This window comes from Robinsoniella sp. KNHs210 (assembly GCF_000686105.1).
GTDB lineage: Bacteria > Bacillota > Clostridia > Lachnospirales > Lachnospiraceae > Robinsoniella > Robinsoniella peoriensis.
On record NZ_JMLZ01000001.1, the window covers coordinates 505,954 to 530,628 of the forward strand.

At 41.8% G+C, this 24,675-nt stretch carries 5 protein-coding genes; all 5 read right to left on the reverse strand.

Features of this window, described 5'->3' with window-relative positions:
- Nucleotides 1-49: 49 nt before the first annotated feature.
- On the reverse strand, nucleotides 50-4,915 hold the full coding sequence (locus CD03_RS35650; RefSeq protein WP_052377621.1) for a glycoside hydrolase family 3 C-terminal domain-containing protein: 4,866 nt from the start codon (nucleotides 4,913-4,915) through the stop codon (nucleotides 50-52).
- Between the two features lie 181 nt (nucleotides 4,916-5,096).
- A complete protein-coding gene (locus tag CD03_RS35655; RefSeq protein ID WP_027292190.1) occupies nucleotides 5,097-7,844 on the reverse strand; it encodes a glycoside hydrolase family 76 protein in 2,748 nt (915 codons plus the stop codon).
- Nucleotides 7,845-7,863: 19 nt separating this feature from the next.
- Nucleotides 7,864-13,854 carry a glycoside hydrolase family 2 TIM barrel-domain containing protein gene (locus CD03_RS32060; protein WP_052377622.1) on the reverse strand — a complete coding sequence of 1,997 codons (5,991 nt, stop codon included), beginning with the start codon at nucleotides 13,852-13,854 and terminating at the stop codon, nucleotides 7,864-7,866.
- Between the two features lie 32 nt (nucleotides 13,855-13,886).
- On the reverse strand, nucleotides 13,887-18,776 hold the full coding sequence (locus CD03_RS35660; protein ID WP_052377623.1) for a glycoside hydrolase family 2: 4,890 nt from the start codon (nucleotides 18,774-18,776) through the stop codon (nucleotides 13,887-13,889).
- 151 nt (nucleotides 18,777-18,927) lie between these two features.
- Nucleotides 18,928-24,588 (reverse strand): glycosyl hydrolase family 28 protein, encoded by a 5,661-nt coding sequence (locus CD03_RS39125; protein WP_027292191.1) that lies wholly within the window; start codon nucleotides 24,586-24,588, stop codon nucleotides 18,928-18,930.
- Between the last annotated feature and the right edge of the window lie 87 nt (nucleotides 24,589-24,675).

The window sequence follows — 24,675 nt, forward strand, 5'->3', positions numbered from 1 at the left end:
GCCGGCACTTCTGCTTTTCCGATGGTAGAAATGGCAAATTACCTTGATATTATTTAACTGTTAATTTGATTTCAACCGATTTGCTGCCACATTTTACTGTGATCTTTGCAGTTCCTTTCTTCTTCGCTGTAATCTTGCCAGCTTTATCGACCGTTGCAACCTTAGTCCTGCCTGATTTATAAGTCACTCGATCCGTTGTTTTCACCGGCGAAACCCTGGTCTTAATTTGAGTTGTCTTACCACGCTTTAATGCTATTTTCTTTTTACTGGTCACACTAAGCGATTTAACCTTCTCAGCCTTTTTTTGTACCTTAATGGTAATTGTTTTGGACTTATTTTTGTCTTTTGAAGTTATTACAATTTTTGTGGTACCGGATTTTAAACCTGTAATCACACCACTTTTTGATACCTTTGCAATTTTCTTATTCTTCGAGGTATAAGTAACTCCCTGGGCTGCTTTGGCAGGAGAGACCACACCCTTGATTGTAACTTTCTTACCCTTTGTAATGTAAATGGTTGTGGTTTTCTGGTTCGTTGCCAGGCCAATTGTTGTTACCGCCACCTTTGAAGCTTTCACAATTTTCTGAAGTTTAGACTCTGCATTTTTCAATGAAATAAGTGCTGCATTGATCTGCTCTTTTGTTGCATTTTGATCACCATAAATCTTTCTGGCATCTGCCAATACCTTTGTGTATTCGTTCCAGCTTTTTAAGTCATAATTCTCTTTCTTATAGTTACCGGATCTGTTGATTTGTGTCTGCAGATCCAGAAGCTCTTGCTGCGTTGGCTTCTCATCACCACTTGGCTGAACCGGATTGCGCTGTAAACTGCTGATTGCTGCTAACAAGTCTTTTTCAGCCTGATTCACTGCTTCCTGGGCGGAATTGGCATCAAGCAACACTTTTTTAGCCGCATTCAGTGCATCTGCAAATTTGCTATAGCTTTCAGTTGTATATATATCCTTATTGGGGATAACCTCCTTCTCTGCTTTTGCGATACTGTTCTTTAAACCGTCAACCACCGGCGGAACCGGCTTTTTCTCCAATCCGTCAATTGCTGTCTGTAGTGCCGCTTTGGAATCATCTACCATCGTCTGAGATGCGGCGGCAAGTTCCATCACATCCTGTGCTTCTTTTAATTCTTCCTCAAGTTTCTGCCAGCTATCTGAAGTGTATTCTTCTTTCGTCAGATTGTCGACGGATGCGATTAACTCCTCAAGTTCTTTTTTATCGGCTCTTTCTTCCAATAACGCAAAATCAAACCAATTAACATTCAAACTTCCAGAAACAAATAAAACTTTAAACTCATGTTGACCGGCCGGTATCTCAACTGCTGCTCCCTCCGTCGTAAACCATTTCTGCCATCCGCCTGAATTATGACTTGTCTTTATTAAACCAATTTCCTGATCATCAATAAATAATTTCATCTCAGCTGACCCACTTACTGTAGCAAGCCTACTTTTGACCTCATACAAGCCAGTCTTTTCAACATCCACATAGTAGGATATAAACCGATCCTCATATGTTCCTGTTGTATTCAAACCACCATCTTCATCTTCACAAGACTCCGTACCAATACCTGAGCTTTTCTCCACCCATTCAACCGCTTTGACCCGGCTGATTTCTGATCCGGTAATGTTATGAACAACCGGTTCCGGAATCAAACGATTCATCGCATTGGATTTGAGAATTAAATTGAGTACTCGCTTTGCGCAAATTTCCATATCTTCTCTGGTTATAAAACCAGCTTTTAACGCACTGACCAGATGGTTGGGTTTTCCATCCGCCATTTTCAGATCGTTGCCGGCTAATGTCTCCCGGTACTGGGTACTGTCATTCCACCAGTCAGACATAACCAAACCATCAAATCCCCATTCATCTCGAAGAATAGTCGTCAGCAGAGCATAACTTTCGCTGGTTTCTACACCATTGATCGAATTATACGTGGACATCACACACCATGGATCTGCTTCCTTAATTGCAATCTCAAATCCTTTTAGATATATTTCACGTATAGCCCGTTCCGATATTCGACTGTCACTGTTATTGCGCGCTGTTTCTTTGTTATTCGCAATAAAATGTTTCACAGTTATACCGACATTCTGAGACTGTACACCTTTTGTAATTGCCGCAGCTATTTTCCCGGTAACCACCGGGTCTTCGGAATAATATTCAAAATTTCGGCCGCATAATGGATTCCGGTGAATATTCATTCCGGGCGCCAGCCATATATCTGCACCATTTTCTGCCGCTTCGACACCGACTGCTTTCCCCAATCTTTCAATTAATGCTACATCCCAGGTACATGCCAGGAGAGTTGAACAAGGCCATGCCGTACATGAAACATTTAAACGGATACCAGCAGGACCATCTACCGTCTCAGTAGCAGGAATTCCATATTTCAGAGAATTACCGATGCTGCCTGTACCACCCGGTAATACGGTACTTTGTCCCCCCAGTAAATTAGCAACCTCATAATCTGATAACTGTGATACAAACTCATCCATCAACGTTACATCTTCTGCAACTTCTCTGAACATAATACGTCTGCCTGCTCTAACATATGCTGTGGTACGTTTAGCCGCTGATGTATCACTCATTTCAGATGTGGCACGCTGTGTAGAATTTTCAGGCAGTTTTTCCAGGGTAAAGTAATTCAGATTCCCCATCTGGCTGTTTACAATAAACTTCAGAACACATTTCCCCTCAGGTAAATTAATCGTACCTGTTTCCAGATCAATGAAATTAAACCACTGATTTCCCGATACCCCGGTATATGGCAGATCCAATCGGAAGTTATTCTGTTTTGTCCAGCCAACATAAGCATTTGCACCGTTTACTATATCGCCTAATCCATTAGCCGACCGCATGGTTATTTTATAGGTTCCCGCTTCGGCTACCTCCAGTCCATAATTAACCCAGTATCCGGCGGTATGTAAATTCTTAAGGCTTGTACCACCTTTATCATCACCCGCGTTAATAGATTCTATATCAACTACAGAATGTTTCGTTGAAAAATCTTCCGCCTCGATTTTGGTTGTTTCCTGCGCCGTTACCTGATGGTAAGGTCCTGGTTCCTCCGGGATTGGATTGTCACTTTTTACAAGTTTAAAATAATCAAAGATATCATCCCAGGCATTATGTAGTGTAAACTCAATCTTCAGTACAGATTTACCTTCTGGCAATTCAATCGTAGCCGGACTTGTTTCCTGAATATTCCATTTTCCACCAGTTCCCGGAATGCTTACTGGTTTGATAGGTGCACTTAAATCCTCTACATAAACAGCTAACCCATTTGCAAATGTATTTTTAGTATTAGACACACCCAGAGTAAGATCATAGGAACCAGCCTCTTCCACATCTAGGACATACGTCAGCCAACGGTTGGTTCCGGTATCCGAAGTATATATCTTCATGCCGCAAATAGATGAGTCATCATTAAAATCCATAATGGCATGAACATGTTTTTTAGTAAAGTCTTCAGCCTGAATTTCAGTATAACGCCCATCGGCATATACCGGAATTCCCCATCCCTCATACATGTCGAGATTTTCATAGCTGCCATCAGCCAATAACCGTTTGTCCAGCTGTTTTGGTTTCAGCTCTTCCGTCAACTGCTCAACTATCTGATAATCCATATGGAGTGTATGTACAGCGCCGTTTTCTTTCGCATTCCTAACCGAATTTCCAACAAATATCTCATAATCTCCTTCTTCCAGGATGTATGCCGACTTCTGCTGTTTCCCGGTATCATCATAGCTAGCCATATCATCAATATTAAATGTTATCGTTAAAGTCTCTGTCTCACCTTTTTCAAGCAGCCCTGTTTTAACAAATCCAGCCAGTTCCATTGCCGGCTTGCCAAGCACCCCCTGAGGTGCACGGTAATACAGCTGAACTACTTCTTTTCCCGCTGTATCTCCTGTATTCGTTACGTCAACCGTTACATCAATAGTTCCGTCCGAATCATCTACTTCTTTAACATTAATGTCAAAGGTTGTATAAGATAGGCCATAACCAAACTCATAGTTTACTTTTTCATAATCCGGATCAAAAGTTTCAAACCAGCGGTATCCGACAAAAATATCTTCTGTATAGCGAACATACTGCTGATCTTCCAAAAATGTTTCTGATGTGGGATAATCCATAAAGTCCTTAGCAAATGTATCCGTCAATTTACCTGAAGGGTTAACATCTCCTACCAGAATGTCCGCTACTGCCAGCCCGCCTTCCATTCCCGGCTGCCAGGCTAATAAAACCGAATCCAGTTTATCATAATCGTCTACCCACGAGGTGTCCACGATACCTCCTACGTTAAGGACTACGATAAACTTATCAAAACCTGCATCATTAACCTGCTGAAGCATTTTTATCTCATCATTACTTAAATAATAATCGCCCTTGGAAGCAGACCGGTCACTGCCTTCATTGGAATATCTTCCAATTGCCACCACTGCTGTCCCGGAATTTTTTGCCACTTCCTTAACCTTATCGTTGGTTAACGGCATTTCATTTTTATTTCCGTTATTACGCCACTGTGTATATTCATCCGCCAGTGGTTTGTATATTTTAACTTTCTTGTCGTTTTCTTTCATTTGCATTCCCTGCAGCAAATTACGAACATAGCTTACTGTTACATCACCAGATCCACCGCCTCCTTTGACGAAATCTATCTGGGTTTTACCAAATAAAGCTACTGTCTCATCTGATGCAATAGGCAAAGCATCATTTTTATTTTCCAGTAAAACCATCCCTTCAGTTGCAACTTCCCGGGATAACTCAATATTGCCTGGAGCTGATTCAGCTTTTACCTGTAAACTGTCAAAGCTAACATTTCCAGTAATCAGCATCACTGCCAGCACACTGGATATTATTCTTTGTATCAACTTAATCTTTCTCGTTTTTGATTTATTCATATTCCCTCCACTTTTGTTTTCATTATTTTTGTCACAAAATATAAAAATAGTTACTTTTATAAACAATTATATCAACATTTTTCACAAATTAAATATATTTTTCTTTTCACTATCATCAAATTTCTTTTATACAGCTTAATTATATACATTTCTTTGTGAATTTTATACAATTTTGATACCATCATGATAAGAGCGTTGAACTCTTCTGGCCTTTTTTCATGAACTTGCTTTTGTATGATTTAAGTTTTGATCTTGGAACCATGATAACCGCCTTGCCATAGATGCCTTTCAATGCGTTTTTTCCGACACTCTTTATCACTTTGGAATAAATGGTTATTTTTTTCAGTTCCTTATCATTATAAAATGCCCCAGTTCCAATCTTTTTTACATTCTTGCCGATCGTCACTGTTTTAAGCTTCTTATTGCCCTTAAATGCATACTTACCAATTTCAGTTACTTTATATTTGTAGTTACCAACCTTGACTGTATCCAAAACCTTAACTGTTTTCAATGTATTCTTCACTGGTTTGGTAAGGCTCACAGTTCCGCTCCTGATGGATGCGTTCAATACTTTGAATTTGTAATTTCCGACTATATAAGTTCTTCCTTTTTTCGCAACAATTACAAAACTCTTCGTGACGCTTCCCTTATAGCTGCCCCGTCCGGTGATGGTAAGCTGAGCAATACCGGGGTATTTATTATTCTTATAAAAAACAGAGTAATCCACATCTTGTTTCAGAACTTTACTTCCATCTTTTATCGTAACGGATGGTTTTAAAACACATCCGGTATGGGTTTGTGCTTTCATGCTGCTAATGGACAATTTTGATATTTCTTTCTGTACAATCGGCGGTGTTAACGGCTCTGCCGGCGGCTTTACAGGCACCAATGCATTCCTTGCGTCTGCCAGTGCAATCCTTGCTGACTCTAACTGTTCCTTTGTTGCATTTACATTAATTACTGCCGTGTGTGCCGCTGTCAGTGCAGTTCTTAAAGCAGCCCAGCTGTCTGCTGTGTAATCCTCCTCTGTCAATCCATTTACCTCTATAATAACATTCTGCAGGGCTAATATTGCCTCTTCCATCTCTTTAGAAGAATCTTCTCCTGAACCCAGCTTTGCAATTGCCTGTATCACTTCATTCAGCTTACTTACATTTGTAACCGTTGTCTTATCTGGTAGAGAATCATAGGCTGCATATACTGCATTCGCACGAAGCTCATCATTTTCAGTTACTGCGTCAGCATCCGGAAGCCGATCAATCAGGTTTATTACGGTTTTCTGCGCCTCAGACCCGGTCAAATAAAACTGTACATAGTCGATATTCGGTGCATCCGCACCATTTATCCCTCCAAGAACAATGGTATTTACTCCAACCTCCAGCTTTACTTCCACAATTGCCGGAGCAGCGTTCGTTTTCGTCTCATTTGATCCTTTACAGCTTACCGTAGCCTTCGTTCCGTTTGCAGAAACCTGCATATACCCAGAATCATCGGCTACATAATAGATTCTCATCGCAATTGTACGTGCCGAATCGGAGCTCATCGTCAGGATCACAGTTCCGTTTTCCGCTCCACCCATATTTCCGACAAACTGCCCGCCAGAGCAATCCTCGGAGTATGACGGCACAGCGCTTCCCGAAAGCAGCCCGGCCTCCGCTTCCACGGTAAACATATCCGGATCAGGGATCGTTCTAACTGTTTCTGCAGATGCATTCAGGATCCATGCAACTGCTGCGGAGCAGCCCCATGCTGTATGGTTCCTTATGCCGTCTATTTTTTCCAGTTCTTCTTGACCTTTATCGTTTATTATTGTTTTAGCTTGATACTCTTGAATATTTTCAGCCGTCTGTTCCGTGAAATCTGTCCACATCAAGCCATCGCTGTTACGTTTCCTCCATGTGGATAATGCATTATCCTGCATCCAGGAATCATATGCTGTAATACCTGTTTCTCTTGCCAGATAACCCAGCCAACGCCCCAGTATACCTTTGAATGCTAACGAATCTGCATCACCTTTACTGGATTCTCTGCTCATTACATTGCCCTTGATCTCATCTCCCATTTTTGCTGCTGTATACGCTGCTGCCTTTTTAGCACGCTCCAGATATTTGACGTCTCCGGTATATTCATACAGCATGGTATTCGCTCCGATAAAGGTACCCTGATTATAAGTGAATTTCCAACCAGTTACCTTGCCATCCTTATCCATATTGTCTAATACAGCACCATCATCTCCAATCAGATGATCGCTTACCCAATCGATCATGAAGATGGCTTTGTCGTAGTATTCCGTTAGTCCGGTAGCTTCTGCCAACAGACAGGCTGCGATAGCTCCCGGACCATTTACGCAGGCATTTTTTTGTCCTTTGTCTGTAGTCCACCAAATACCGCCGCCTAAAGTATCGTCTGCCGAACGATTATAGCACAAAGAAAAGTTTTCAAGCGCAACATCCAGATATTTTTCTTCCCCAGTCAGAAGATATGCCCTTGCGGAACCGATAACCATCCACATAATATCGTCGTTATAGCTATTGCCTGCCCAGTTCCTGCCTTTCATGTCTATAAATCCATCAAAATACCGGCTCATTACATCCTCATATTTCTGATCACCAAAACGTTCATATGCGTCAACCATTGTTTCGAACATCTCGGCACTCTTCCAGAAATCATTATATCTACCTGCCGATTTACGGTTTCTCACCCTTCCCAGTCCATTGAATTCTTCATAATAAAACATTTCCAGGAAATTGTCATAAGCTTTTCTGGCACTGATGGGTTCATTGGGATCACTCTCATTAAGATCCCCTGGGGATACTGCAGTTACTGCTTGTGCAACCGCAGCATCTGACAATATCGCCAGCATTGTACCTAACAGTATGGCAAAAACAAATGCAAGCAATTTGGGAGTTATTCTTTTTCTTACTGCCATTTTTCTCTCCCACCCCTTACTATTTAATAGTTACAGTATTCTTCTGGCCCTTTTTAATAAATATTTTCCGATATGATTTCAGTTTGGATTTTGGAACCTTGATAATCGCTTTTCCATTAATACCTTTTAATGCGTTTTTACCAACACCCTTGATCACCTTGGAGTTTACCGTTATTTTTTTCAGCAATTTTGCGTTATAAAATGCCGATGAACCAATCTTTTTCACATTCTTGCCGATGGTTACTGTTTTAAGCTTCTTACTGCCCTTAAATGCATTCTTGCCAATTTCGGTTACTTTATATTTGTAGTTACCGATCTTTACCGAATCTGGAACCTTGACCGTTTTGAGTGTATTCTTAAGCGGTCTGCTAAGGCTCACCGTTCTGATCTTGGTGGATGCACTCAATAATTTGTATTTGTAATTTCCAACTGTATAAGTTCTTCCTTTTTTCGCCAGAATTACAAAAGTCTTCGTAACACTTCCCTTATAACTGGCCCTTCCGGTGATAATGATCTGGGCAGTTCCTGGATTTTTGTTATTCTTATAATAAACGGTATAATCCACATCCTGCTTCAGTACTTTACTTCCATCCTTTATCGTTACTAACGGTTTTAATGCAGCGCCGCTATGCGTTTGTGCCTTAATGCTTCCAATTGTCAGTTTTGATAATTCTTTCTGTACAACAGACGGTGTTACCGGCTTCCTGGTAAGACCTTGGATTGCTGCCTTCAACGCCGCTGCTGCCGCATCCACTTCTTTCTGGCTGGCTTTTTCCGACAGGACAGCTGCCGCTGCCAGTGCATTTTTAAAGGTTCTTACACTTTCGTCTGTATACTGCTTCAATGCTTCAGCAGAGATAGCATTGGCTTGCTCTATTACTTCATTTAACAACTTCATAACAGCAACTTCCGATCCCGGATTCTTAAACTCTTCCAGTCTCGCTTCTGCATCAGTCAGCTTCTTCAGGGCTTCTGGCTTAACCAGCAGCTTCTGCGCATCAGTCAGTTTCTCATATGCAGCACGTGCAGCAGTTATTTCTGCCTCTTTCTCCTCTGTAATCTCTTCTCCAATTGCTTCTATTGCTTTCACTACTGTATCTGCAGCTTCCTGATCCAGGAATCCCTGCATAAAGGCTTCTGCGTCAAGAAGCATCTTGTATGCTTCCTCAGAAACCAGCTTCTTCTCTTCCTCTGTCAGCGCGTCATACTTCCCACGGATCTCCTGAACGATACTAAGCTGCTCATAATCGTCAACAGTATCAAGCTGGCTCATGATCAAATCCTCTACCTCTGATGCCCCTGTGTAATCCGTCCTTGTCAATACAATCTTAACAAGTGATGGAGCATTGGCGTCAGGATTTCCAAATACCAGTGTATTTTTTCCCTTGTTAAAAAATACTTTTGGGGCAGTAATTACCGAAGCTGCACCTGGGTTATTCCAGCTATTTCCCTCCGGACAGGTTACTCTGACTGCATTGCCGGTATCACCGTTTATAGTGATAACAAAATCTCGGATATTTACTCCTACTGCACCGCTGCTATTTGCTTTGCTCAGATAATAAATGTCCAGGTTCCAGGTTGCTGCCACGTCGGCTGTGAACTCAAAAGTAACGGTACCTTCCTCACCTGTTGCATCATTACCATGACCAATCCACCCCACATATCCCTGACCAGGCGCAAAATTTTCTGCTGCCTGACCACCCAGTATTCCATCTCCATCTGCCTGCAGAACCGTTCCCGCAACTACATCTCGATATGGTCTTGTCAATTCTGTCAAATTCTCGCTTGCAGTTCTCTCATAAGGAATCATCGTATATTCATAAGTATAGGTACTATCGGTTTTATACTTATATTCATCATGAGTGTCACCGCCACAGCTGGCATTTCCGGTTCCCTCCGAACCAAAGTTAATGGAAACAATGGTTTCTTTGCGTTTCGTCAGTTCATATGGATGTTTTGCATCGGTCATATCATCCGGGGTGAAATGAAGGGCAGTTGCTTCTACCGTATTTGCTGCAGCGAATACCATCGCATATTCTCTTGTACTGTCAGTAACTGTGAACCACTTCGTATCTGTTAATGTGCCGGTATCCTGTGTCTCAACATACGGATAAAACAGTTCAGAAGCTGTAGTGGCATATTTACCGATTGTTGCACCTGATTTTCTGTCATACATTGTTTCAATAGCCTTGTTATCAAATCCATTACCATAGTAAGTTACATCTTCATAACCTTCGGGCAAAATAAGATTTGCACCAAAACGTTTAAATCTCTTCTGGTTTGTCATTGTTGCATCCACTGTGGAAGTTATCGTAACTGCACCGCTGCCATCAATCGTATATATTACTGTTTCTTTTAGATTTGCTATGTTGTCAAACGTAAGATTCGTAGTAATCACCTGCTGACCGTCGCCGTTCTTTGTTACTGTTACTTCGCTTAGAGTAATCTTATCGTCTGCTTTCCGCCAATCTCCAATATCATTTTTGTCATTGTTGGTCAGCGCCCGCCAGAAGTTCGGTCGTGGTCCCTGATCTAACAATAACTCACCCTTGTAGGTATAACTTTCCATAATGCCGGTTTTTTTATCTAACTTAAAGCTGAATTCCTTTCCAGTTACTGTAATTTCGTCAGTTCCTGACTGGTCTATCTTTACCTCTTCTGTAGAAATTTTCTTTACTGCCCTCTGTACAGTAACCGGAATCTGTAACTGTTCATGTGCAATTTCATAACCTGTAAATGCCCACTCTGTATCAGTTTTCAGACGCACAGACAAATTTAGATAATACTCTGCTCCCGCTTTCTTAACGGACGGAAGATCTTCCAGGTACGGTATCGTAATGTCCATGTTCTCTCTGCCTGCCACATCTACAGTCATCGTACCGGTTCCAATTTCCTCATCGTCTTCCATCAGGCTCCATACAAGATCATATTCGTTCAGGTTAGCAAAGCTTGATTCATTATAAAGTTCTACGATACCATCCTTAAGCTTTGTATCTGTAGATGTGAACCAGAAATTCTGATACTGATACTTAACTTCATAAAGTTCAGGCTGGGGATCTCTGTCCGGAGATAGTAAACCATTTACACAGAAAGAACCTTTATTGGGCTTGTCACCCCAGTCACCTCCGTAACCGAAATAAGATGTTTCAGCCACTTCTTTGTATAGGTTTGTATGAGCATTTTCCTCAGTATATGGATTATAAACACCTGATGTGTCAGTCTCCACTGAAGAATAATCAATCCAAGCAACTACGTCATCAGAATTAGCTATAATTGTCGGATCATTGCTGTTTTGCTTTTTGATTTCATCTGCGGAAAGTGCTCTGTTGTATACGCGTGCTGCTGCTATCTCTCCGTCAAAATCGTAAGAAGAATCCTTATCCGGTGCATAACCAATTGCCAAACCATAGTCACCATCGTTAATCTGTGCATTTGTTGTGCCTTTACCTATTTCATTACCGTCACAATAGAAAATCACATTACCTTTGTCATAGGTTATTGCAACCTGATGCCAGTTATTCAACCAGTTATCCGGTGTGTCCACCAGCACTTCATTCCAATTACCGTTATAAGCAAAGAATTCCAGTTTTGTATTATCCTTATTAATCTTAAGGGCTAACTGCTTATCTCCTCTTGCCATTAACACCTGATTTGCGTCATTGCTTGTCGGCTTACAAATCACCTCCATGGTAAAGGATTTGTTGCTTCCGGACAATGCATCACTGTAAACAGAACTGTTTGGCATAAGAGTGTATCCTGTCACACTTTTTGACGAAACGGAGGTCCCCGGATTCGAATTAATTTTTAATGCATTTAACTTGCCTTCCAGTGCATTTTTGCTTGAATCCTTTACTGTATACTGAACTGGAAGACTGATGAATCTTGACTGATCTACCCAATCCCATATAAATCCACCAAGGAGGTTAGGAGCGCTTCGAAAAGCATCCCAATATTCTTTTATGTTACCAACTGCATTCCCCATGGCATGGTTATACTCACATTGGATATACGGGAACATGTTTCCATCCTTAGCCTTATCAAACACTTCCCAGACACGTTTATACATGGTGCCGTAGATATCCACACCATTTTCATCAAAACAACTCTCGTTATGAACCGGTCTTGTTAGATCATTATTTTTAAAATACCAGATTAAATCATAAAACATGCCATCTGCATAATTTTTGGAATCCGTTTTATAGTAATTCTCATTACCAATAGACCAGAACAGAACGGATGACCTGTTCTTCAAACGATTAAATGCAGTAATGGTACGATCCATAACCATTTTCTTGAACAGTTTCTGGGCTTCTCCATTTCCTTTATTTGTTTCCGAAATTTTTGTTGCCGGGTCATTCATAAGGTCATGGGCTTCAATATTAGTCTCAGCCATTACATAAAGACCATATTTGTCACACAAATAATAAAGATATTCATCATTGCTATAGTGTCCGGTACGGATTGCATTTACATTAAACTTCTTCATAAGTGAAATATCTTCCCACATCACATCCTGGGGAACATGTTTGCCATAAACCGGATCCGTATCATGACGGTTCACCCCTTTTAGATAGAATGGCTTTCCATTAATCAGCATTTGCTGAAAATCCTTCCGGTCTATATTCAGCTTACCATTGTCGTCTACCGTTGCTCTTGTAAATTCAATCTCACGGAATCCCAGCTGCTGTGAAATACTCTCGATATAATTACCTGTCTTCCTGTTATATAGTGTTAAAACCATTGTATACAGATTCGGATTCTCACAAGACCAGAGCTTCGGCTCATAAATCGTCTTTATTTCAGACTTCGTGAGAGTTGTTTTCGTTCCGTCAGGGCTTGCAGCATTAATTCCATCAAAGGAAATAGTAAAGTCCTGCATAAACGGTGATCCGTCTGCATCAAACAGCTGTACATCCACTGCATAATCGGTAACCTTTGTGTCACTGCTGTTACCCAATGTAACATCCAGTTCCAGATTTGCATTTGTATAATTGTCAGTTAGATCTGTACGTACAAAATAATCATTGATATGTACTAATGGGGTAGAATATAAATAAATATCACGGAAAATACCACCGTCATATATCATATCCTGATCCTCGAACCAAGTTCCATCACAGAATTTATGAACTTTTACTGCTAGCAGATTTTCTTTTCCATCGTTTGTGAGATAATCTGTGATATCAAAGCTGTGCGGGCTGTAGGAATCCTCACTGTAACCAACTTCCTGCCCATTCAAATATACATAGTATGCTGCTTCTACTCCCTGGAAAGAAATATAAACCCTTCCATTGTCTGCAAGCATTGTATCATTCAGATCAAACGTTTTTCTGTACAAACCTACCGGATTGTAATTTGTCGGCGCTAATGGAACTTTGACATTTTTGTCATAATCCGTCTGAAAGGGCATGTCTGTATTTGTGTAAATAGAGAAGTCAAATCCATAATAGGTCCAGCTGTAGGGGAGGATCAGATTTTTTTTCCAGTCCTTTTCAGTATTTACCGTGTAATCCTCCTTATAAAAGTTCTCGTAATCGTTTCCCTGTGCCTGATCCTGGTTCTGCAGAACCACAAGATCCCAGTCATTTTCCTCTGTACCAGTCAAAAACTGTACATAGTCTGAAGCATCTCTATCATAGTCTCTGGCTCCTGCTATCGCAGCCTCAACAGAATGATATGGTACTGATGTCGTAGAACCTGCTGTTGCAGACTGCACATTTATGCCATAAACATCAGCTCCTTTTACCTGCTTACCAAACTTATCCGTATACTCTGTTCCCATCCACTCCTGATGAGTAAACTTTTCTTTTTTGTTTACACTTGCATCTTTTACCGGAGTGAGCGGTGGTAACGTGTCTATAGTCCACGGATCATTATCTCTTGTTACATTTCCCGCCGCTTTTACTATCATTGGCGAAAAGTCCCACTGGGCACCCGGAAGTCCGGTAATGATTACTCCAACCGCCAACACAAATGCCAGTGTTCTGGATATAATCTTTTTTAACTGCATATTTCTTCCCCCTAATATAGCTTAATTTACGGTTACTTTTTAATAACCACTGTTTCCTTCTGGCCTTTCTTCGCAAATCTGCTCTGGTATGATTTCAGTTTGGATTTCGGAACCTTGATGACTGCTTTTCCATTGATACCTTTCAATGCATTTTTACCGACACTCTTGATCACCTTGGAGTTTACCGTTATTTTTTTCAGCAGCTTAGCGTTATAGAATGCCGATGAACCAATCTTCTTTACATTCTTGCCAATGGTTACTGTTTTAAGCTTCTTATTACCCTTAAATGCATTCTTGCCAATTTCAGTTATTTTATATTTGTAGTTACCGATCTTAACCGTATCCGAAACCTTGACTGTCTTGAGTATATTTTTCACCGGTTTTGTAAGGCTCACCGTTCCGCTCCTGGTGGATGCACTCAATACTTTGTATTTATAATTTCCGACTGTATACGTTTTTCCTTTTTTCGCCGTAATCACAAAAGTCTTTGTTACGCTTCCCTTATAGCTGCCCCGACCAGTGATGATGATCTGGGCCGTCCCTGGATTTTTGTTATTCTTATAATAAACGGTGTAATCCACATCCTGCTTCAGTACTTTACTGCCATCTTTTATCGCCACTAACGGTTTTAATACAGATCCTGTATGGGTTTGTGCCTTCATATTGTCAATTGATAGTTTTGATATATCTTTCTGTACAACAGACGGCGATACCGGCTTTTTAACGAGACCTTTGATTGCTGCCTGCAATGCTGCTGCTGCCGCATCTGCTTCTTTCTGTCCGGCTTTTTCCGATAGGCTAACTGCAGCTGCCAGTACACGCTTAAAGGCTCTTACACTTTCGTCCGTATACTGCTTTAGTTCTTCCTCAGAGATAGTATTAGAACGCGCAATTGCATCTTTCAGCGCCTTCCTGTCAACAACAACTTCCGGCTCTGCTGCCACAAGTGCTTCTACCGCAGCTTTAATCGCTGCTATTGCATCATTCACTTCCTGTTGTGTTGCATCCTTATTTTCTGCCACAGCCTTTCCTTCATTGACGGCTGCTTCTAAAGCTGCCCAACTGTCTGGTGTGTAGTCCTCATCTGTATACCCTCCATCTTTGATTGCTTTGATCACTGCATTAAGAGCTTCTTTTGCCGACTCAACATCAGGATTTGTTGGCAAGATATTTCCTGTCTCTTCTGCTTCTGACTGCGTCAGTTCGACATTAAAGAAGTCAACATACGGTGCATACTCACTTCCTTCTACTCCGGCGAAAACAATTTCATTTATGCCGGCCTGCAATGGAATATCCAGTCTTATAGGATCCTCACCGATATCAAAATATGCTCCGGTAAGCGGTACATCCAGCACCTGTACAACTACACCATTCACACTAACTTTTAACTTGCTGCCAAACTGTGAACAATAATATATTCTCAGTTTACGTTTTCCTGCATTTTTACAGATCACCTCATAGGTCGCTGTCCCGTCAACTTTATCCCCATCATTCTTAATAATTGCATAAATAAATGTTTGCCCTTGCTGCTCTACTTTATATTCTTTTGCACCTCCTGCAAATGTTCCGGACTCTCCCTCAATCTTGTGCATGATCATGCCTTCACCCGGATTATCATCTGGTTCATCTTTATTATTCGGCGGCTTTATGTCCATATTATAGCTACCCACTATAATACGATCCAGATTCGGTGCGTAAGCAGATGTATTTCCAACAACGATGGTGTTGTCTCCCGCCTTCAAATCCACGGACAGAGATACTTTTTTAATAGTTGTTGTCCAGTCTGTATTATTGCCCGGGCAGGAAACCTGCTGTATGGGACCATCATTGACAGTAACTTCAAAATTACGATCGCTCTGGGTAATGTAGTAAATCTCCATCGTGGTGCTTCCTGCTAATGCTGCATTAACATTAAATGTAAGCTTATTGCCGCTTCCATTGCCGATATTTCCTACGTACTGGCCACCAGAACAGGACGAACCAGTGCTTATACTGCAGGATCCGCCAAGCGCTGCTTTCTCTGCTTCAAAACTCTTACTGGAGATCTGGTTGAGATCTGGATAGTCAGATCCAAATATATCAATCTCATGTATAGAAGCATTTCCGCCATTGTTTGATCCGGTCACTTCAATCTTTACATAGCGGCCAGAAACATTTACACTGTCCGGGACATAGCCTGTAACACTGTTATTACTGCGGTCAATAATCTCTGTATAGCCTGAATCTTTATTATCGCTGACATAAATTTTATACTTATATTGTCTGCTTCCACTGTTTGTAAACCAGGAAATACCAATCATACGCATATCTGTCTTAGCACCAAGGTCAATCGTATATGTCTGTGGATAGTTAGAAGAATTTGCCGCCCATCGGGTATCGTCTTTTCCATCCACTGCATGATTCATAAGATTGACTGCACCTGGCTTATTCTCTTCTGAACTTGCCGTCACCGTTTTATGAAGTGCCAGACTCTGGGGAATGAAAGTATAAAAGTCCGTGTTTGACTCATCTTCAGACATAGCAGCCAGTATCATACCCGCTTCTACATCACCTGATTCCTGATAAATAAGCATTCCATCCATATATTTATAAACGCCTATCGCTGCATTTACATCTGATGAAATCACTTCCCTGATCGTACTTGCATCCAATGTCTGCGGTAGCTGGATCGTCTTATTATTGGCATTGATACGCAGTACATCTGACTGTATATCTGTCGCATCACTCTTGGCACGTAACCACGTCACGGTATCTGTATAGATCTCATCGCCCTTATTCGCTACAAGGTAAGCAACATTTTCGCTCTTGTTCAGGATAACATTCTCCCAGACGAATACATTTGTCTGAGTCAGCTGCTCCTGTGTCAGCGTTCCAATTTCTTCACCATTCATATACAAGGTTGCGCTGTCACAGTTGGAGTATACTTTCACCTGAATAGATGCCTTTTCTCTCTTAGTAAATCTTCGGCTGGTAATATAAGCAACGGGGTCATTACTCCAATCAGCCTTGTACAGATAAAAAACGTCCTTCTTTGTCTCACGGTCAAAGGTTACCATACCCTTAGTATTAATACCCTGCAGACCACCCTCGTTACGGCCGTCTGACCCAAAGTCAAACATATTCCAATAGTAGGTTCCCCATAGATATTCACGTGCATTGATATCCCTAAGGAATTTCTCATTAGATTCCATCTGGTATTCCTCAGACTGGAAACTCCCGGCATTCTTGGTAGGATTTTCCGTGTGATGATTAATGTTGGAACCAATACCATATTCAGAAACACCCATCGGACGTGTTGGTTCAGATTTGTGCAGATCGTCATAGGTGCTGCCCAACTGTTCATTTGTCCCAAAATACCAGCCGGGATAACGGTTCCATGCCTGAAGATCACTCGGCCATTTTTCCGCCTGATTTTTATCTGTTGCCTGTACCGTGAGACGCCCTGATGTATCTTCCTTCTTGGCAAGTTCATTCAGTTCATTCATGAAGGATTGCATAACCTTATCTTCCTCCGAGTCTTTAGATCCTACTCTTACTTCATTTTGCAGACCCCAAAAGCAGATAGATGGACGGTTGATGTTCTGACGAATCATTTCCACCATCTGCTGCTTTGTCACATCAAAGAAACTTTCTCTATCACTATCAGGATTACTGTAACTACCACTTCCCCCAATTTCATTAACGAAAGGAATTTCCGCCCAGACTACAATGCCATACTTGTCACATAATTCATAAAAATATGGATCATGCGGATAGTGAGCGAGACGGATAGTGTTAGCGCCTATCTCATAAATCATAGCGAAGTCCGTATCATGATCTTCTTTTAAAAGTGCATTGCCCTTACCATCTTTATCCTGATGGCGGCAAACACCACGCAGAGGATAGGATTCACCATTCAGGAAGAACCCTTTATCATAATCCACTTTAAAGAAGCGGAATCCTACATAGTCTGTAAGGCTGTCTACCTCTTTTCCATCTACTATAACGGTCAGATCTACCTGATAGCGGTATGGGTCCTCTTTACCATTCCACAGCCTCGGATCTTTAACTATAATGTCTTTGGAAAACTCCTGTTCCTTTCCAGCATCAATACGAAACTCCTGTTCTACAGTCGCAATAGTCTCCGTACCTGTCATAGACGCTACATCAAACAGGGGTTCAATCCCATCGACTTCCTCAAACATCTCCGGCTCTCTCAAAACAGCTTTTACCTTAACTGTTTTTATCTGACTGGAATTGTTGACAATCGTGGATTTTACACTTAGATTTGCGCTGGATTTCGAGACATTGCCAGTTGTCAGTTTTAATCCCGAAGAAGCATAGTCCATCGTGTTTACATGAACATCTTCTGTTAATACCAGAGATACATCTCTGTAAATTCCGCCATAAAATGTAAAGTCAGCCGAAAGCGGTGCAATATCTTTCACTTTTTCATTATTTACTTTTACCGCAAGGACATTGTCCTTATCCGGTTTCATATGCTCAGTAATATCATATCGGAATGCAGTATAACCGCCCTTATGTGTGCCTACTTTATCACCATTTACATACACATCTGACTGCATGTTAACGCCAAGGAACTCTATGTAGATCCTTTTGTTGTTGTATGCAGAATCCCAGCCAAGTTTCTTGCGATACCATCCATCACCTCTGTAATAGCTGCCGCCATCCGCTCCATCCTCTGCATTCCATGTATGCGGAATGTTCACGTCCTCCCAGCGGGAATCATCGAAATTTGTGTTCTGTGCATTACTAACGCTGGATTTTTGGAACTTCCAGCCACTTCCAATGTCAATTTTCTGACGACCTGTCTCTGCCGCATTTGCAACAGTTGTGTATGACAACAAAGACAACACTATACCTAACAGCATGGCAAGAACAATTGCAATCACTTTTTGAGAAAATCTTTTTCTAACTGTCATTTTCAACCCTCCTATAAAATATGCTACCCACTGATTCATTTTAGCCTTTCAACTAATCTACAACTGAAGTTAAACTGACGGATAGGAAAAAACGGGAGAAAGCTTATCGTTCTCTCCCGCCTCAGATTTATCGCATCAACAACTAATCTCTCTATTTTTTAATAACTACCGTATTCTTCTGGCCTTTTTTCGCAAATCTGCTCTGGTATGATTTCAGTTTGGATTTCGGAACCTTGATGGCTGCTCTGGCGTGGATACCTTTCAATGCATTTTTACCGACACTCTTAATCACCTTGGAGTATATGGTTATTTTTTTCAGTGCCTTATCGTTATAAAATGCCGCTGTTCCAATTTTTTTCACATTCTTACCGATGGTCACTGTTTTAAGCTTATTATTTCGCTTAAATGCACTCTTGCCAATTTCGGTCACTTTATATCTGTAGTTACCGATCTTTACCGTATCCGGAACCTTGACCGTTTTTAATGTATTCTTCACCGGTTTAGTCAGACTCACCGTTCCGCTCTTGGTGGATGCGCTTAATACTTTGTATTTGTAATTTCCTACTGTATAAGTTCTTCCTTTTTTCGCCAGTATCACAAATGTCTTCGTCAAGCTTCCCTTATAAGTACCCTTTCCTGTGATAATGATCTGAGCAGTTCCTGGATTTTTGTTATTCTTATAATAAACCGTGTAATCTACATCCTGTTTCAGTACTTTACTGCCATCTTTTATGGATATTATCGGTTTTAAAGAAGATCCGGTATGGGTTTGTGCCTTAATGCTGCCAATTGACAGTTTTGATATTTCTTTCTGTACAACCGGCGGTGTTACTGGTTTCTTAACAAGACCTTTCATTGCTGCCTGCAATGCCGCTGCTGCTGCATCTACTTCTTTCTGGCTGGCTTTTTCCGACAGGCCAGCTGCCGCTGCCAGTGCATTTTTAAAGGTTCTTACACTTTCGTCTGTATACTGCTTCAGTGCCTCAGCAGAGATAGCATTGGCTTGTGCTATTGCATCTTTCAGTGCCTTCCTGTCAACAACAACTTCCGGCTTCACTGCCACAAGTGCTTCTGCCGCTGCCTCGATTGCTGCGATTGCATCATTCAATTCCTGCTTAGTAGCATTCACATCTGCTGCTACAGCTCTTCCTGCATTCACGGCTGCTTTTAATACTGCCCAGCTTTCTGTTGTGTAGTCAGCTTCTTCTAATAATTCTGTGGATGTAATTACTGCTGCAAGTGCTTCTTTTGCTGCTGTAATTTCAGGATCTACTCCACCTGCTTTTCTGACCTCAATGTAGTCCACGTTCGGTCCATATTCAATGCCAACTCCAGTAAGAACAATCGTATTTATTCCCTTATCCAGGTTAACTTTGACTTCTATCGGTTTTGCAGCTGGTACATCCCAACCACCTGTTACCGGGCAATTTACTGAATTTTCAGTTCCATTCACCTGTACAGCCAACAGACGTGATGCTGACGTACAATGGACAATTGCTACTATGTATTCACCAGCTTCATCAGCTGCTACTTTGAATGCTGCGGCTCCCTTGCTCGTTCCACCAATATTTCCCACACGTTGTCCGCCTGAGCAAGCCGCTGCCGATGATATAGAAGCACCACCGGAAAGTTCTCCTGTCTCTACTTCAATCTTGACTCCTGTCGGTCTCGCAAGCCCTTCCATTGCGCTTTTTAGTTTTGCCACAGCGTCTTTCTTTTCTTCTAAACTTGCGTTTGCTGCATTTTTCGCTGCCGCATAAGCATCAGAAAATGATTTCCAGCTATTTGCTGTATAATAGTCTTCCTTGTCTTCGTATGTTTTTGCTTTCTTCAATACTGATTCAAGATCTTTCTGAATTACTGCAGCCTCGTCTATTTCACCTGCAATATGGAATACTAAACGCTCCCCATCTTCGTTGGCGAATTTCTCTGCAACCGGTATTGCCAGTTCCTGGGTTCCTGTAGCATCATACAGCTTCAGATTGCCGCTTGCATCACACTTAACTATCGCACCTTCATAAATGTCTTTGTCAATTGAGAGACTATTCTCACTCTTTAAAGACTGTATAAGGCTGTAATTCAGCGCTGTTGCACTCTCACCGTAACCAATCACACCTGAAAGCACCGGATTCTCCAGTACATTTTCGCCGTTCTCAAATACAATTCCGTAAAGAATTTTATTTGCATTGCCATCTTCCATCTTTGCACCTGAGTAATCAGAATATGAATATTCTTTACGAACATCCTTGGTCATCAGCACGTTCTGACAATTCTCTAAGGTTACATTGTCTGCCCAACGCATCGTATATGCCCACCCTACTGGGTCTCCCATTCCATCATGTTCCGGATATCCGCTTCCGATACCTCCCGGTAATCCCGGAACTGAAGTGTATCCACCAGGCATTTCCATGTACACATTCTTGAAAAGTACATTGGTAATACGATGTTTGTTAACATCCGTATTTCCTCTTGACGGGTTAAGTCCTACCAGCATGGAAGCATGCTCTATCTCATTCTTGTGGCTAAATGGTGGTTCCATGGCATTACTAAAATTCATATCCTCTACAACCACGTTATTAATAAAGCCCAGATGCTTTTCCAGTCCGCTGTTTGCCCTTTGACGATCACCTACCATGAAAGCAATCGAGTTATCCACATCAATCATGTCGATACGTTTGAACGTAATATTCTCTATTTCAGAACCGTCTACTGCCTGCAGGGTGATACCGGACATTCCTACGTTCTTAATTACTATATCCTCACAAGTATAATTCTTAAAATCATCATAAGAGTCTGTACCAAATTTGATACCGTTACAATAAGACTGTAAAGACGTATTTCTCATATCGCAATTGATACTTGGAAACGCATTTCCACTCTTTGGACAGAACGCATCATCACCTGCTATGATATGGCAGTTCTCAATTGTAATGTTACTGCAGTTAACCGGGTCAATACCATCGCGGTTGGGTGCAATATGGTTTGTGATTGCAATGTTGCGAAATGTCATATTGGTACTCTCATATGGCACCAGGGTCCAGTGCGGACTGTTTATAATGTTGATATTCTCAACATGAAAATCATTTGAAGATGTCAGATATAATGCACACGGACGCTGATTCCCCGGATCATTTTCATTGAAACCATAAAATCCATTGCCGTCAAGAGTTCCACCACCGTTAATACGGAAGTTTTCCGTCCCCTCAATAGAACGGATAATACCACAGCCGAGCTGATGGTTTCCGTTATATCCAACTATTCCATTATATTTCGGCTGGAAATGGATATATTCGTTACGGTCCATCTTTGCAAAGATTTTTGCGGATGCATCAATAAACAAAGTCATGTCGCTTTGCATGGTAATCTGTCCGCAGTAGAAAGTGCCATTCTCAAGCAGCACGGTCCCTCCGGTGTAGGCGGCTGCCCTGATTGCTTCATCAATCGCTTCTGTATCATCAGTGATTCCGTCGCCTACTGCACCATAATCCTTTACGTCAAATATTTCTCCCGCTTTAAGCCCTCTTGCCAGAGAAGCACTATCATATACCCTTACGTTATCAACGTAAAGTACATTCTGCTCTTCTACAACATAAGATACGGAAGCAACATCATCTGCATCGCTTACAAATGCTGCCCGGCTGCATCTCTTTGCACCGTCAATATAAAAATCATAACGGTTGGTATATGTATTCAGCACCAGCTTTATCTGATACCAGTTTCCTGCAGGATAATAGTTGTTAGCAATTTCCTGGCTGCAGATGTATTCCCAGTTTTCTCCGTTACTGATAAAGAAGCTGTTGCGGTATGCAGCAACCTTAATCACATCATTCCCCTTACTGTCACGGACTACCGGAACAGTTACCCAGGTATTTTCCATTGGTTTTACCTTTGCTTCGATAGTTACGTCACCGGTAAGTGCTCCAAAACTACGGGTTGCCTCTACCTTGGAATCTCTGTTTTCAATCTGCAGGCTCTTATCGGAGGCAAAGGGAACTTCTGAAACCGCAGCATAGGTTACGTTAGAAACTGTCCAGTTTTCAGGATTTGCAGTACCGGTTGCTTCACTGTTAAAGTTGTCTTCTACAGCAAAGATTTCTGTATCATCATGCATAAGCAGGTTATCAACTTGCAATATACCTGAGCCTGAGGACCATGTGATGGTTTTAATGTTTTTCGCATCGCTGTCACTAAATGGGGCATTCTGCACCTTGCGCATATGATCAACCCAGACCTCGTAGGTTCCCTTATCAATATCCACGAGCATTTTGATAATATACCAGGTGTCCCTGGTATAAGCCATAACTTCCTCATCACCTGCCCTGATGTAACCGTCGGTGCCGAAGGTCAGCTCCACAGCCGTCTTGCCGTCTGCCGATTTCATAACAGGGATAGACATCGCCGTATCATCTGTGGAAGATCTTACCTTTCCTTCGTATACGACTTTTCCGGTAATCGCTTCGTCAAAGGTCTTGACCAGTTCGCCATCTGCCTCGATGATCGGGTAACGGTTCAGATTCTCGGCATCATCAATGATGGTAACCGTCTGTTCCGGACCGTAAATCTCCATCTCGCTAAGCTGTATCGCATTCTTTTCCAGGGTGTTGGAATATCCAACCAATCGGACATAACGCGCTTTAGTCTCATCAAAAGTAATGGTATTGGTACTTTCATTCCCAGTTGGGGCATCCGCCGGGTCAAACAGATATTCTGTTTTCTCTTTTACGGTAGTAAAATTCTTACCGTCAGTGCTGACCTGCACTTCGAACTCCTGCGTTCTCGGAGCCCAAGTAGAAATTCCTTTCTTCCTAAGTTTTAACGTTACTTTATTTACTTTACAAAGTGCCTGCAAGTCAATCGTCAGTTCCGCTGCCGGAAACTCGTCCCCAATTGGCTGACTCTGCCAATAGGTATCGATATTTCCATCCACAACACTGGCGTTGGTATTGCCGGCGTGGTTTACTTTATAGGAAGCTCCAAATGCCATATTGTCACTTTCAGAATAAAATTTCGTCTCACCGCCGCTTCCCAGCTGGCTTAACAAGACATTACTTCCGGTGTAACCGGCAGGGACATCCTCGGATTCATCAAAATTGAATACATCATTTAGATAGTAACGGTAGTTTTGATCCGCTAAATTCTGAGCAGGCTTTTCGCCTTCCTCTACAACAGCATTATGTGTCAGAGCATTAGACACCGCTTCCCCATTTTGCGGCAATACCATATAAAATACATTGTTGCCTGAACCATTATACTTATTCATTGTAACCAGACCTGCGGGGTAGGACCTCTTTGCCAGCCAGAATTCATTACCATTATTAAGCTTCAGAGTTCCGTCTGTCTTTGTAAAACCAGCCAGAGAACTTGGTACGCTGCTTTGTGCGGTATCAATTGCCGCATAAATCTCAATATCCTGTTCCGCATAAAAATGATGATCCCTACTCGGCTGGTTTTTGATACGGTTTAAAATGTAATCACAGCCGATAAACTTATCAGGCATGTCCTGGATCTCATAATCGGACTCTGCATAGTTCGTCACATCACTCTTTGTCGGGTCCGGATCAATCGTATAAATGCAAGTTCCTTTCTGCAGATTAGTTTCCGTACGGAACCAGCTGGCATCCCAACTACTTGTGGAATACCGGGTAATACTTGGTACCGGAGGTGCCTCGTCAATTACACTTGTCGCAGCGCGGGCGGCGGTTAAATCCCCCAATTCAGTAGTGGAATCAGTTGCTGCCACCGTAATCCCCGGTGTCGAAGATACGATTACGGCTAAGGACAACACGGTTGCACAGACTCTTCTTTTGAACATTTTTCTTATTCCTCCTCTTCCCAAAGTTTCTAATTTATTAATAAAAAAACAATTGACATACGACCCAAAATGTGCGGCCGCTCTCGC

Bases quoted from the DNA above. Each gene is read 5' to 3' on its own strand.
- CD03_RS39125 (WP_027292191.1), bottom strand. From the start codon at position 24,588: ATGTTCAAAAGAAGAGTCTGTGCAACCGTGTTGTCCTTAGCCGTAATC.
- CD03_RS32060 (WP_052377622.1), bottom strand. From the start codon at position 13,854: ATGCAGTTAAAAAAGATTATATCCAGAACACTGGCATTTGTGTTGGCG.
- CD03_RS35650 (WP_052377621.1), bottom strand. From the start codon at position 4,915: ATGAATAAATCAAAAACGAGAAAGATTAAGTTGATACAAAGAATAATA.
- CD03_RS35655 (WP_027292190.1), bottom strand. From the start codon at position 7,844: ATGGCAGTAAGAAAAAGAATAACTCCCAAATTGCTTGCATTTGTTTTT.
- CD03_RS35660 (WP_052377623.1), bottom strand. From the start codon at position 18,776: ATGACAGTTAGAAAAAGATTTTCTCAAAAAGTGATTGCAATTGTTCTT.